The organism is Nitrospira sp. Nam80 (assembly GCF_965152575.1).
The window spans coordinates 2,601,049-2,613,671 of sequence record NZ_OZ224216.1 but is presented as its reverse complement, the minus strand read 5'-3'; the positions used below and the strand labels follow the sequence as shown (position 1 = coordinate 2,613,671).

Genomic DNA, 12,623 nt, shown 5'->3' with positions numbered 1-12,623 from the left:
GAGAGGTGGCTATGATGTCGTGTTCACAACGTGCCTGCGACGGCCGCGAGCACCGGCGGTCAGGATCCGAGCGGAGCGTAGGGCTTGGTCATGTGCGGCCGGGGGTGGCGGCGATCCTTTGCGCGATATGGGTGGCCGGCGCCCATTGCTGGTGTGGAAACGAGGCGCAGGCTGCTGATGGAAATGTTCAACAGGCTGCTTCCCCGTCGGCCGATCAAGAAATGCAGCGCGGCACCGCACGTTTCCACCAAGGGGCCTTTGCGCAAGCGGCGGTGCATTGGTCGAAAGCCGCCCGCCTCTACGAGGAAGACGAAAGGACGGAAGAGCAATGCCGGGCCTTGATCAACCTCGCACATGCCCTTCATCAGGAAGGTCAAATCAAGAGAGCCATGGCGACGCTGCAAGCCGCGCTGAATCTGTCCGAACAGGCAGGCAACCGGCCGCTCACCGCATCGATACTGGGACGATTGGGAAACGCCGCCTATGGTCTCGGCAAGGGCGACCAAGCGGTGGACCATTTAAGCAAGGGTCTCGCGATCGCGCGTGAAGAAAAGAGCACGACCCTGGTGGCGGTGATGCTGAATGACTTGGGGAATGTGCTGTCCTCGCGCAACCAATCGATCGAGGCGATCGATGTGTACGGCGAGAGCCGGCGCTTCGCTTTGGAGACCGGTCAGCGGGCGCTGGCGGTGACGGCACAGATCAATTTGGCCACGGCTTTTCTGGACGATCAACAATTCATTGAGGCGGAAAGGCAATTCGATATCGCCTCTTCCGATATTCAACAGTTGGAGGATTCGTACGTCAAAGCCTATGGACTGCTCAACATCGGATTGGGCTACGATGATCTCCAAGCAGCCTTGTCGGCGCCGAAAATGATGGCTGAAGCGGGACCGCAGTTGGCCGGCGGGACCAAGGCCATCGGAGGGGGAAGGGGAGAGCCGGGTAATGGATCATCTCCGCCGGATCAGAGCTTGCTCCGCCAGGCGTCCGATTCCTTCGTGTCGGCCGCTCAGGTCGCGACGCGCCTGGGGGACCCACGGGCGCAGTCCTATGCGTGGGGCTATTTGGGGCGTTTATTGGAAAAAGAACGTCGATATGGGGAAGCGCTGACTTTTACGAGGCAAGCCGCGTTTGCCGCGCAGCGGGGCAATATTCCGGAATCGCTGTACCGATGGCACTGGCAAACCGGCCGCCTGTTGAAGGCGACCGGCAAGGACGAAGAGTCGCTCACGGCCTATCAGCAATCCGTCGCGATCTTGAAACCCATTCGGTATGAGTATTCGGTCGGCTATCAAGGGCGCCATCATTCTTTCGGTGAGGCCGTCGCGCCGTTGTTCACCGAATTAGAGGATACCTTGTTGCGGAGGGCAGCCGTCGCAACGACGCCGGAGCAGACACAACAGTTGCTCGCGTTGGTGCGCGATACGATCGAAGCCTCGCATGCCGCGGAGCTTCAAGACTATTTCCACGATGATTGCATCGCCACCGCGCGAGCGAAACACCGGGAGAATCGTGTGCCTCGCGACACGGCGGTCCTCTATCCGATTCTTCTGCCGGATCGGATCGAATTGTTGCTCGAGACGGATCGTGGATTCACGCGGCACGGAATCGCGGTTCCGGTGGACAAGCTCACCCGGGAAATCCGATCCTTCAGGCGTTTGGTGCAGGATCGAGGCTCGCGCTCCTATCTGGGACCGGCCCAAACGCTGTACGCATGGCTGATTGCGCCGGTGCAGCCGGAACTCCTGGCGTCCGGCGTCACCACGCTGGTGGTTGTGCCGGACGGCCCGTTGCGCACGATGCCATTGGCGGCGTTGCATGACGGAAGACAGTTTCTCGTGGATCGCTATGCGGTCGCCGTCACGCCGGGTATGGAATTGACCGATGCGCAAGCCTCCGATCGCGGCCAGATCAATCTGCTGTCCATGGGTCTGACATCCTCGGTGCAGGGATTTCCTCCGTTGCCGAACGCCGCCGCGGAAGTGGAGTATCTCAACCGGCTCTATGGCGGCCGTTCCTTGCTCGATCAGCAATTCGTGGTGCGGTCCATGGAACAGGAAATGAAGAGCGTAGAATTTGAGGTCGTACATATTGCCGCTCATGGAGTGCTCGATCGCGACGCCAAGAGCTCTTTTGTCCTGGCTTATGATGACAAGATTACGATGGATCGACTGTCGCAGTTGGTGGGAGGCCAGCAATATCGGAACAGGCCGCTCGATTTATTGACGCTGAGCGCGTCCGACACGGCGGCTGAGGATGATCGAGCCGCTCTAGGCTTGACCGGTGTTGCGCTCAAGGCGGGAGCACGCAGCGCGCTGGCCAGCCTGTGGGTCAGCGATGACCGGGCGACCGTGAATCTTGTCGAGGAATTCTACCGGCAGCTTCAGGATTCGACCGTATCGAAGGCCGTCGCCCTTCAGCGGGCTCAGCAGAAAGTGCTGAGCGAACCGGGCCATACCCATCCCGGCTACTGGGCGCCGTTTCTGCTGCTGAGCAACTGGATGTAAACGAGCCGGGGAAGAGATTAGCGGGTTACGGCAAATTGTTTCGGCAAGGTTTCCTATTAAAGCTTCTTGCCGGTCATAATCTCATACGCCTCATCCACCGTGCCCACTTCCTGGAGAATGAGGCTAGATTCCATGCCGAAACGGACGAGATTCACCCGGGGAGCGGGCAGTTGTCCTCTCGGCACGAGCAACAGGCGATATCCGCCTTGAGCCGCGGCTTTCATCTTGTCCGCCATGCGGGATACCGAGCCGATTCGTCCCGTGGGTTCCAATGTGCCGGTCAGCGCGATGCCGCTGATGAGCCGCTCTCCCTTGAGCACGGCGAGAAATCCGACCGCGAGCGCAGCCCCGGCGCCGTGCGCCTCCGAACTCATCGGTGTGACGGATTGAACGGACAAGGATAAAGTGCCGGTCGGACGGTGCATCGCCCCGAGCCGGTCAAGTGCATAGGCGAATGCTCCGGCCAGAGATCCGAACCCGGCGCCGCGAACCGGTACGTGACTGCTGCTCCACTGTAATCGAAGCGGGTTAGGCGACTCCTGCTGATCCCAGCTCATGACGACGACGTTGAAGGCGGAGCCGCTTTCCGTTCGAACGGCGGCGGAAATCGGAATCTGTACGACATGAGCCGCATTAGCGGTCTCAATCCTCCAGCCGCCGGCCACAACCGTTATGAGGAGTCCTACGCAGACAGCCTTCAAGGCCGATTCGGACCATCCATTCACCATCGCCATGGAACAAGTCTAGATGAGGGCTCGCTTTTTGACAAATCAAGGGATCGGCGATCGATCAGTAGACGCGCGGCACTCGGCGCCTGGGCAAGAATGGGGCGGTCGCTGGGAAATAAATTCCGCTTGGATGGACGAGACGACTCGGAAAAAATCATGCGGCGCCGATAGCTCGGTTTGCGCAATTGACGGATGAACCGGTTTGTCGTGCCCGGTCATCGCCTTGACAAGGTGCCGACCCTTCACTAGACTCGGCACGGAATGAGAAGCAAGATATCTTCTCGTTTGGCATGTCATGAGGCGGATTCTCGATGCGGGCCGAGATAAGCCGTGACATCCCCATGTCTCTCTTCTGCCCCTCCCATCCACGACGGTCGCATAGAGAAGGACCAGCCCATGTATAGCCTCGCCCGTTTTTCTCTTCGGGAAATGATCGAATGTTCGGCGGCCCTCAGGCGACTGGGGCGGGAGTCATCCACGCTTCGAGAGGCGGCTGATCGCGTCGTGCGATATTTGTTTGCGCACCTCGGCGATGCGGCGACTGGCCGCCGGGATTGCGTGCTCGTGCGCTGTTTCAAGACCTGTTCATACCAATCGCTTGATCCGGACACACAGGCTCTGGCCCGCGAGAAGATCGGAGGCATGACCCCCGACCCGGACACCAAATGTTTCACGCTGATCGCTTCCGCCGGCGTCCAACCGGAATGGAACAGGGTGGAAAACTCGCGGCGTTATCGAGCCATTCCGTTGGTGAGTCCGGCGTTTGTTCGGCAACTTCCCATGTTTTCGCAGTTGCTGCATCAATTCGGAGTGTCGCTGGAAACGGCCGTTTCTCCGGAACGGGATTTTTTGGTGGATTTGGAAGAAACGACCTATAACGTATTTTTTGTGCCGACCGCCGCGGGAAGCCCCTACGTCCCGGTGCAGGAAGATTTTGTCCGCAAGCACGGAATCGAATCGGTCCTCTGCTTCGGCGGCCTCCTGTCTCCCAAGGATTTATTCGCCGTCATCCTGTTTTCGGCAATTCCGATCGATCGTGAAACCGCCAACCTATGCAAATCGCTGGCGCTCGGCGTGAAGATCTCACTCCTGCCCTTTGCCGAAAGTCCCCGCATCCAGCCCGGTCAATCTCTCACCGTACCGGCGAACGGCAGAACAGGGGTAGAGTCCGCCTCGACTCAATTGCACCGGGCGCCGTTCATAAGCGTGACGGAACAGTTGCTGGAGTTTTATGAGGACGCCGTTCGCGCGCAAGCCGCACGCATTTCCAAAGCCCATCAGGACTTGCGGGACAGAGCCGATGCGCTTCAGCGTTCAGAAGGAGCGATACAGGAACAGACACAGATCGTGCAGTCCATTCTGCGCAGCATGGGCGACGGCGTGGTGGTGACGGATGCCGACGGGCGGCTGATTCTCGCGAATCCGGCGATGGAGATCATTGTCGGGTTGTCTCCGCTCGAGATGCCGCCCAATGACTGGCCGAACCGGATTGGAGTATTCCTTGGCGACGGGGCTACTCCCTTTCCCGCCTCTGATTGGCCGCTGATGCGTGCACTCCGGGGAGAAAAGGTGGATTGGGCCGAGATGTGCATACGGCCGGCGGCGGGCGAACCGGGCCGATGGGTGAGCGTCAATGCGCAAGCGATCAAAACCACCGATGGGCGGCCTCAGGGAGCCGTGGCGGTCTTTCACGATATCACCTGGTTGAAGCAGGCGCAGGAGGCGCTGTATGAATCGGAACATCGCTTCCGAAGCCTCGTAGAGGGCGCGCAGGATATGATTTTCACGGTGTCCGAAGCCGGCTTGATCACGTCGCTGAATCCGGCGTTTGAAACGGTCACCCAATGGTCCCGCGCGCAATGGATTGGCGAGCCGCTGAGTTCACTGCTGCATCCGGACGACGTGTCGTTTTGCCGGGACGTCATCAAGGCGATCCTGGAACGCGGCACGTCGCTCACCTGCTCTATGCACCTCACGGTGAAGGCAGGCGGTTACGTCCTGGGCGAATTCGTCGGCGCCCCGCAAATTCAGAACGGTCGTATCGTCGGAGTCCTGGGGGTGGTGCGGGATGTTACCGAGCGGCGGCGGATCGAAGATGCGCTTCGCGATAGTGAGGAGCGCCTGCGCTCCATCGTCCAGTCGACGCGGGAGGCGATCGTCTTGGTCACCGCGCTCATGAAAATCGCCTATTGGAATAAGGGAGCCGAAGCCGCATTCGGATACGCCGCGCAGGATATTGTCGGCCATCCCATTTCGACAATCCTGCCCGGACGCTATCACGAGCTGTTGCAACACAGCTTTCAGCGGGCCCGTCTGTTGGACCGTGCCTCCACCGCCGGCAACAGTTTGGAGGTAGTCGGCAAGCGCAAGGATGGGTCGGAATTTCCCATGGAGTTGAGTCTGGCCGCCTGGAAGGGCAAGACCGATCTCTTTTTCACCTTGATCATTCGCGATATTACGGAACGCCGGCGTGCGGAAGAAGAGTTGGAACGCCTGAACCGGCATCATCATCTTGTCCTGAACTCGGCCGGTGAAGGTATCTATGGCACGGACCGCGAAGGACGGACGACCTTTATCAACCCGGCCGCGGCCAAAATGCTGGGCTGGGAAGTGGAAGACCTCGTCGGCCGCCCCATGCACGACCTGGTGCATCATTCCTACGCCGACGGGGCACCCTTTCCGACCGAAGCCTGTCCGATTCGGGCGGGATTCGTGGAGGGCCGGCTGGTTCATACGGATCGCGACGTGTTTTGGCGAAAGGATGGCACAAAATTCCCGGTGGAATATGTCAGCACTCCGATACGAGAACGAGGCGAGGTGGTCGGCGTGGTAGTGGTATTTAAGGACACCACGGAGCGGATGCAGGCGGAAGAACGACTTCAAGCCTCGTTCAGGCAGCTCCGCACCTTATCGCGCCGCATGGAAGGGATTCGCGAAGAAGAGCGAACCAGGATTGCGCGGGAACTGCATGACGAATTGGGCGTCGGGCTGACCTGTTTGAAAATCGATCTGTCGCGGCTCGGGAATCTGGTCGGGGAAAAGCTTGGCAGCCGGGAACGGCCGGCCGCGGATGAACGAATTCGATCCATGAAGGAACAGGTGGATGCAACGATCGCCTCGGTACAACGAATCGTGGCGGAACTGCGGCCCGGGGTTCTGGATGATCTCGGGCTGGTGGCTGCAATTGAATGGCAGTGCCGTGATTTTCAACGCCGGACGGGGATTGCCTGCCAATGCTCGTTCAGTCATGAGGATTTAAAGCTCGAACCGGAGCAGGCGACTGCCGTATTTCGAATCTGCCAGGAAGCGCTGACGAATGTGGCGCGCCATGCCGGTGCCACCTCTGTGCTGGTTGAATTGGAAGAACTGGAGGAAACCATTCGGCTGGTGGTCGGTGACAATGGCCGCGGAATCGCGGAAGACCGGCTCTCCCATCCCCGCTCGTTCGGATTGCAGGGAATGAGAGAACGTGCCGGCCTGTTGGGAGGCGATTTGACTATTCAGGCCGGTTCGGACGGCGGGACGACCATTGTGTTACGGCTTCCGCGTTTTGCGGATGGTTGCGGTGGAGAACGACCATGACGACGGTAAAATTTTTGATTGTGGATGACCATCCCTCGTTTCGACGGGGAGTCAAAGACATCCTTGCGGAAGGATTCAAGGGAGCCGTAGTGGCGGAATGCGGGAACGCGATGGACATGTTGCAGGAGATCAAAGCCAAAACGTTCGATCTGGTCATTATGGACATCAGCATGCCGGGACGAAGCGGGCCGGATGTGCTCAAGGAACTGAAGGGCTTGAATCCCGCCTTGCCGGTCCTCATCCTCAGCATGCATCCCGAAGATCAATACGCCATTCGCATGTTCAAGGCCGGAGCGTCGGGCTATCTCACGAAATCGAGCGCCCCGGAAGAATTGGTGCATGCGGCAAAAAAAGTGTTGGCAGGCGGGCAGTATGTCAGCGCGACAGTCGGGGAAGCGCTGGCCTTGACCGTGCGGAGCGGCGCGGAGAAGCTTCCTCACCAGCGGTTATCGGATCGAGAATATGAAGTGTTGTGCTTGATCGCCTCCGGAAAAACCGTGAGTGAAATTGCGGAAGAGGTACATTTGAGCGTCACGACGATCAGCACATATCGGGCCCGCATTCTGGAAAAAATGAGTTTAAAAAATAACGCCGAGTTAACCCGCTATGCCATACAACACGGGCTGGTGCTGTGATTGGCAAGGCCTGCGGATCATGTCCCGGCTTATCGTACAAATGATGACATGCCTTTTCACATTAGTGCGACGATACAATCAGACGGAATCCGATAGTTCAGGCGGTTTTCCCACGTACAATACGCCACCATGCAAGGTTTATGGGCCGGCAGCGTTTCCTCGCTGCGGGATGTTTTGGCTGAAGTCCGTGGCTCCCACACCGATCGAGTTTCTCCTGAACTTTGTCAAGGTCCCCGGAAGGCAGTCGGCCCCTCATGGCCCGGTACCCTCACGCGGTTGCGCGGAATTGAAGCCGCATTGCTCCAGGATATGACATGGTGGGGACCGGTGATGGAAGACCGGCTGCATCGATGGAGCGATGAAGAAAATACGATCTCAAAATCTTTCTGCGGGGCGCCTCAATGAACAGGCCATCCCTTCACGAGAACGGCACAGCCGAACGAAGATGCGTGATCGTGCTCCAGGAGGACCCGACCATCGGTTGTCGAGTCGCGGATTGGTTCGCCATGCGTGGGTACCAGGCCGTCCTGACCCGACGTATCGAGGATATTCAGCCGGATCTTCCGCATATCCAGCCGGATGTGATCGTCTTCAGTCTTAACCCCTCTGCCGAACCAGGCGCTCTTTCGCGCCTCCAGTCGGCCCTGCCTCATGTGCCGATCATCGCGATGGCGCAGCCGGAGAGCTTCAATCGTCCGACATGGAAAGCCGGACAACTAACAGCGTCCGGGGCCGGTGTGTTTCTGTGCAGGCCATCGGATCAGGACGAATCGCTGCGGCTTTTCCAATAGTTATCCCTGCCGCCGTGTCAATAATCGGTGATTGTGCCGCCCGCATTGGAAACGTGGAAATGAATGTGGAACACATGGAGGCGAGTGATCCGTGCCGAAAACGTCTCTGTTGATCGTCGAAGATTATGAACCGATCGTGACGCTGCTGCAGTCGACGCTCAGCGACGAATTTCACGTGATGGTGGCGGACAATGTCGAGCAGGCATCTCTGCTGATCGAGCGGGAGTCTCCACGGCTGGTGCTATTGGATCTCGGGCTTCCTCCCAAATGTTCTCCTGAGCAGGGCTTCCGCCTGCTTCGCTCGATACAGCGCAGCGGCGGTCGGTGTAAGACGGTCGTCTGTACGGGGTACAGTGAGCGGGATTTGGCCGTGCGGGCGGTTCGATACGGCGCCTTCGATGTCCTGTATAAGCCTATTGATCTCTCGACCCTTCGGGCAATCCTGCGCCGAGCCGGCTGGCTTGCCGAACTGGAACAAGAAGCGCGGCAGGATGGTATCGATCCGGCGCAGGCCTTCGATCATATCGAGGAAATCATGGGGACCAGTCCCAGCATGGCCCCGATCCATGAGGCGGTCAGGCAAGCGGCCATGACGGATGTCCCGGTTTTAATTACAGGCGAACCCGGAACAGGCAAGAAGTTTATTGCTCGGATTATTCATGAACGAAGTGCGCGCGCCACCGAACCGTTCGTGCCGGTCGCCTACGGAGCCTTGCACAACCACGCTCTGTTGGAAGCCGAACTCTTCGGCGTTGAGCTGGGAACCGCTGCATCAAGCGCCGGCGGGAAAAGCGGAAAGCTGACGGCGGCTAAAGGCGGCACCTTATTTTTTGATGATATGACCCACGTGCCGGCCGAGTCTTACGAGACCTTTCTTCGTGTGTTGGAGCGGCAATCCGAGCAGGACGATGTGCGGATTATGGCGTCTTCAAATCCAGACTCGAAGACCCCGATGGGGGAACAGCGGTTTCGATCGGAACTGTCTCGGCGGTTTCCGGTTCACATTACCCTGCCGGCTCTACGTGAACGTGAGGAAGATATCCCGGTATTGGCCAAGATGTTTCTCCGGCGGTTGGCCGGCCAACGGAGCACGCCTCTCGCCGGATTCACAAAGGCTGCGCTGGCCGCCATGTCCGCTCACGGTTGGCCGGATAATGTCCGCGAATTGGCCGGTCGTGTTCAGCGTGCCGTGGTGGTCGCCGAAGGACAGTTGATCGAGCCGTCCGATCTCGATCTTCGAACGGGCGAACGAGACACGCAAGAAGACAGCATCTCCCTCAAGGTTAATCAACAGCGCATTGAAACCGATCTGATTATGAAGGCCTTTACCCTTTCACGCGGCAATCTGAGCCGCGCGGCCCAGGAATTGGGCATCAGCCGCTCGACGCTCTACCGGCGCATCCGCCAGTACGGATTGGATCGAGCCGCCGATGTGGCCCTGTCGTGACCGGAATCACCGATTTAATAGCGGACACGTTTCTCCCACCCCCGACTTACCCTCTTGCGGGCCGGTTCGTCATGATCCTTTATCGGCGGCCGGGGGCGTAGTAGTGTTCACGAGACCGAGGTCTTTGATTTCCCGGGATGGCGGACGGGCCGGGACGAAGGCCGTCTTCAATGCGGCCGCTGCTTCGGCCGATTGAGCGAAAGTCAGGAAGGCCTCCACGATTGGACCAGGCTGTTCACGGCTCAATAAATACAGGGGGCGGCGCAACGTATAGGAGCCGTCCTTGACCGTGGGAAGGCCCGGTTCAACCGTATCGACCGTGAGGATCTGGATGGGGATTCCATCCTCCTGTGCCTTTAAAGCTGCGGAAAGCGACAAATAGGTCACGGCGGACGTGTTCCCCGACACCGCACGGAGCGCCTTTTGATCACTCCTAACGACGGCCGCCGGAGTGAAGACACGATCGGCAATATCGAGCGAGCTCTCGAAGCCGGCTTTAATGTTATCCTCCGGGGGCCGCTCCAATACCTCCACCTTGGCCGGTGATCCGCCAAGATCCGACCAACGAGCCAGGCGACCGGTGAACAAGTCCCGCAGTTGGCGACTGGTTATCTCCCGGATTGGGTTGGCGAAGTTCACAATTACTGCGATTCCATCCCACGCGATCTGAGTCTCCCGAAGAGAAGGAGCTGAATGATCGGAGACGGCAAGGTCGGCTGCTCCGGCCAGAACCAACTCCGCCGCTTTGACATTCCGATCCCACTCAAAATCCACGGCGGTTCCTGGATGGGCCCTCTCAAAGGCTTTGCCGAGATCCTGAAACAGGTGTAGTTCAGGACCATACCCGGCAATCAGCATGCGGCCGGTCAGGCCGGCTTGCACAGCAGACACGGATAAGAGACTCGTCGCCACGATGGCCAATCCGATCAACGCACCGCCCAGTACCCGACGACGGAGCGTAAGGCCTCTTGTGTTCATCAACATGTTGCCTCTCCGTGGATAGTGAAAATCTCTTTTCCTATCTTAATTAGAGACAAATCTGCTGCAACCGATTCATCCTGCCGCACGAAGCCCTGGCGCTCTGGATCGGACGCCGTTATCGGGATGCGGGCAAACCCAGGAAACGCGGCTGGATTTCGCTAGTGCGGTACAGATGAGATGAAACGGGTGTACTGTGCGGTGACGGTATTCCGAGAAGCGAGCCAAGATGCAATGGAAGCGAGAATGTACTGGGGGTTGCTAGCCGACGAGATCGGGATTCATCCGAGTCATGGATTGGACAGATGTAGCTTTAATTTCATTATAGACGATGGTCCGGCCCGCTTGCCGGAGGCGACTGAAAATTCCTTCGACGATGACATAATCTCCTTCGCGCACTTCAGCTTTTCCCAACCCAACCACCTTGACTGTTCCGGCCGAGGACTGGAGTAGAAATCCATACGCAGGGCGCCCTTCACGGTTGGTGGCTAACTGGAAATTGGCGACCTTGCCGCTCACGGCGACGACTTGGTGATCGTATTGATCGGGATGAGCCAATAATTCGGTGACCTCGGTCAAGACGGCGGCGTACAGCGTTGCCATCATGAGCAAACTCACAAGCGTTGAGGCGGCGACGACCGACAAATAGGACCGTCTAGATGCGAAGGAGAGAAGGGGCGAGCGCAACCACATGCAGCTCATTATACAAAACTCAGACCTTTCAGAAAAGCGGGGAGATGAAAAAAATCAGTGGAGTGGTCCTGGTCACCAGCCTTGGGGAACGTTTCGGTCTTCCCCGGCAAAACTGCGCAAGATATGTTCTTGAATCTCGGAAAGTTTCTCCTTGGATGGGGCACCGGATGTTTCAAGCAATGCCGCTTCTTCCTTCGGCGTCGGAGCCGTCCGAGCCAGGAGATCCTGTTCGACTGCGTCTCCCTCCAGATCCGTTTCCCCGAGGATAGCGGCCAGCCGTTGGAGTCCAAACACGGTCCGCGTCGGTTCGGAAAGCACGGCATTCGAGCTGGCTCCGTGGACGAGGGACAACCAGAATTTTCCCTCGATTTCTTCCGGCAGCGTACCCGAGGCGAATGCCCGGAGTTTCTCCAGGAGTTTTTCTTCCGTCTTTTCAAGGCCGTCATAGGCGGCCACGGACCGTTCCACCGGTCTCTCGGAAAGGACGGCCAATGTTTCCTTCCACAAATCGAGCGGCGGGGTCGTGGCAGGGTTCATCGCCGGCTCTTTCGAAGCAATTCGTTTATGAAGCCCTTGAAGATATTGATGGAGATACTTCACCTTGCGGGCCAATAAGCTGCCGGCAGGGATGCCCCAGATGTGCCCGATTTCATGATCCAGCAGGGGAGATGCATGGGCTGAGGTCCACTCGCGCTCAGCAAGCTCCAAGCGCTTGCGATATTTTTCAATCATGCGGATTTGAGCCTGGAGTTCGATGGCGAGCCGGGACTTCTGGTATTCCTCGGCTGTGATCTCGTTATTTTCCCATCTGCGGTCGAGAGTACGCATCGCCGGCTTGCGTATGGCCGTACGCGCCTGCTGCATCAGATCATTGATGGCGCTTGCTTCCATCCCGGCTCCGGCAAGCAGGCGTTTGGCCGCAGCGGAAGTGGCCTCGCAGATGCGGATCAGCTTGCGGAGGGTTTCGATTTGGAGCCAGACTCGTTCACGGCGCAGGCGCACCTGCTTCCGATATTGATCCCGGCGCTGCTCGACGGAGGCGATGGCATCGCGGGTGAGGATCTGCGTCGGCTTGGTCCCGGATACACAACGGGGATCAGGGCGGTCGGCGGCGATATACTCAATATCCTCCTGCAGGAGATCAAAGTGCTGGAGCAGCATGAGCCGCAGCATCACGCGCCCTTGGATGGGCAACCCGTCGATCACGGCCTGAATATCTTCGTGTGTGAGGATGGACGGCATGGCGGAATGTTCCAATG

The 12,623-nt window shown here is 58.6% G+C and carries 9 protein-coding genes; 5 read left to right on the top strand and 4 right to left on the bottom strand.

The window, feature by feature from the left end; genetic code table 11:
• The first annotated feature begins 11 nt into the window (after positions 1 to 11).
• The gene (locus ACWGXE_RS12300; protein ID WP_447598055.1) at positions 12 to 2,510 is read left to right on the top strand and encodes a CHAT domain-containing protein; all 2,499 of its coding nucleotides are present in this window, start codon (positions 12 to 14) and stop codon (positions 2,508 to 2,510) included.
• A gap of 56 nt (positions 2,511 to 2,566) precedes the next feature.
• Here the strand turns inward: ACWGXE_RS12300 and ACWGXE_RS12295 are convergent, their stop codons facing one another.
• Positions 2,567 to 3,244: a hypothetical protein gene (locus ACWGXE_RS12295; protein WP_447598054.1), complete on the bottom strand. Its 678-nt coding sequence runs from the start codon at positions 3,242 to 3,244 to the stop codon at positions 2,567 to 2,569.
• A 390-nt stretch (positions 3,245 to 3,634) separates the two neighbouring features.
• Here ACWGXE_RS12295 and ACWGXE_RS12290 point away from each other — a divergent pair, with 390 nt between their 5' ends.
• The 4 genes from ACWGXE_RS12290 to ACWGXE_RS12275 all read left to right on the top strand — a co-directional run bounded on the left by ACWGXE_RS12290 (position 3,635) and on the right by ACWGXE_RS12275 (position 9,693).
• Positions 3,635 to 6,820, top strand: coding sequence for a PAS domain S-box protein (locus tag ACWGXE_RS12290; RefSeq protein WP_447598053.1), 3,186 nt, complete (start codon positions 3,635 to 3,637; stop codon positions 6,818 to 6,820).
• A complete protein-coding gene (locus ACWGXE_RS12285; RefSeq protein ID WP_447598052.1) occupies positions 6,817 to 7,455 on the top strand; it encodes a response regulator in 639 nt (212 codons plus the stop codon). The genes ACWGXE_RS12290 and ACWGXE_RS12285 overlap by 4 nt, the downstream gene beginning before the upstream one ends.
• A 401-nt stretch (positions 7,456 to 7,856) precedes the next feature.
• Entirely contained in the window at positions 7,857 to 8,246 is a 390-nt protein-coding gene (locus ACWGXE_RS12280) for a hypothetical protein (RefSeq protein WP_447598051.1), read from the top strand.
• A 91-nt stretch (positions 8,247 to 8,337) separates the two neighbouring features.
• Positions 8,338 to 9,693 (top strand): sigma-54-dependent transcriptional regulator, encoded by a 1,356-nt coding sequence (locus ACWGXE_RS12275; RefSeq protein ID WP_447598050.1) that lies wholly within the window; start codon positions 8,338 to 8,340, stop codon positions 9,691 to 9,693.
• A 69-nt stretch (positions 9,694 to 9,762) separates the two neighbouring features.
• Here ACWGXE_RS12275 and ACWGXE_RS12270 read toward each other — a convergent pair whose 3' ends face one another.
• From ACWGXE_RS12270 to ACWGXE_RS12260, 3 genes are all read right to left on the bottom strand, one after another.
• On the bottom strand, positions 9,763 to 10,677 hold the full coding sequence (locus tag ACWGXE_RS12270) for a substrate-binding domain-containing protein (protein ID WP_447598049.1): 915 nt from the start codon (positions 10,675 to 10,677) through the stop codon (positions 9,763 to 9,765).
• A 255-nt stretch (positions 10,678 to 10,932) separates the two neighbouring features.
• Positions 10,933 to 11,277: a hypothetical protein gene (locus tag ACWGXE_RS12265; RefSeq protein ID WP_447598048.1), complete on the bottom strand. Its 345-nt coding sequence runs from the start codon at positions 11,275 to 11,277 to the stop codon at positions 10,933 to 10,935.
• 159 nt (positions 11,278 to 11,436) lie between these two features.
• Positions 11,437 to 12,606, bottom strand: a complete 1,170-nt coding sequence (locus ACWGXE_RS12260) for a hypothetical protein (protein WP_447598047.1) — start codon at positions 12,604 to 12,606, stop codon at positions 11,437 to 11,439.
• Positions 12,607 to 12,623 lie beyond the last annotated feature (17 nt).

Bases quoted from the DNA above. Each gene is read 5' to 3' on its own strand.
- ACWGXE_RS12300 (WP_447598055.1), top strand. From the start codon at position 12: ATGATGTCGTGTTCACAACGTGCCTGCGACGGCCGCGAGCACCGGCGG.
- ACWGXE_RS12295 (WP_447598054.1), bottom strand. From the start codon at position 3,244: ATGGCGATGGTGAATGGATGGTCCGAATCGGCCTTGAAGGCTGTCTGC.
- ACWGXE_RS12290 (WP_447598053.1), top strand. From the start codon at position 3,635: ATGTATAGCCTCGCCCGTTTTTCTCTTCGGGAAATGATCGAATGTTCG.
- ACWGXE_RS12285 (WP_447598052.1), top strand. From the start codon at position 6,817: ATGACGACGGTAAAATTTTTGATTGTGGATGACCATCCCTCGTTTCGA.
- ACWGXE_RS12280 (WP_447598051.1), top strand. From the start codon at position 7,857: ATGAACAGGCCATCCCTTCACGAGAACGGCACAGCCGAACGAAGATGC.
- ACWGXE_RS12270 (WP_447598049.1), bottom strand. From the start codon at position 10,677: ATGTTGATGAACACAAGAGGCCTTACGCTCCGTCGTCGGGTACTGGGC.
- ACWGXE_RS12265 (WP_447598048.1), bottom strand. From the start codon at position 11,277: ATGATGGCAACGCTGTACGCCGCCGTCTTGACCGAGGTCACCGAATTA.
- ACWGXE_RS12260 (WP_447598047.1), bottom strand. From the start codon at position 12,606: ATGCCGTCCATCCTCACACACGAAGATATTCAGGCCGTGATCGACGGG.